This window comes from Clostridium tarantellae (genome assembly GCF_009295725.1).
GTDB classification, from domain to species: domain Bacteria; phylum Bacillota; class Clostridia; order Clostridiales; family Clostridiaceae; genus Sarcina; species Sarcina tarantellae.
Map to the genome: position 1 here is coordinate 1 of NZ_WHJC01000592.1, position 668 is coordinate 668.

A 668-nucleotide genomic window follows, 5' to 3' on the forward strand; every position below is an offset into this window, starting at 1 on the left:
ATCATATATATCTCATCTTCATCCCATTTATTTAAGTTATCTCTTTTACATTCAAGTAAATCTTGTTCTGATTTAAATGCTACATCAGCAATTATTATCATCCCATCTTTATTCAATAAATTTTTTAATTCATATATAAATTCTACTTTTTTATCATCACTTAAATGATGAATTGCATAAGAAGATATAATGTAATCAAATCTTTCACTTGTTAATTCTGATGGTATACCTAAGTTAAAATCTCTTTGTATAAAAACTCCATTAGGCATCTTTTTCTTTGCTATATCTATCATTGTTTTTGAAAAATCAATTCCAAATATTTTTGCTCCATCTTCATATAATTTACTGGTTAATAATCCAGTTCCAAAACCTATATCAAGTATTTTCTTAAACTTTTTGTTATTAACTGAATTATACACATAATTTAATACATCATAGTAACCATCAAATGGATATTCATTTGAACTTTTCTCAACACTTTTTTCATACTCTTTTGCCCATAAGTCAAACCCCTTATTATCTAACAATATATCTCCCCCTATTTAATCCATATTTACTTAATTTATAATATTATACTAGCACATATTTCCAATTTATTCTAAATTATTTTTTCTATAACTTTATTTTATAATTTGATATATGTCATATTGTATTAAACTCACTTAATC

1 protein-coding gene is annotated in these 668 nt (G+C 23.4%); it reads right to left on the minus strand.

Features of this window, described 5'->3' with window-relative positions; translation table 11 throughout:
• A partial coding sequence (locus GBZ86_RS16515) for a class I SAM-dependent methyltransferase (RefSeq protein WP_152892485.1) occupies nucleotides 1–527 on the minus strand: 527 nt, incomplete at its 3' end.
• Nucleotides 528–668 lie beyond the last annotated feature (141 nt).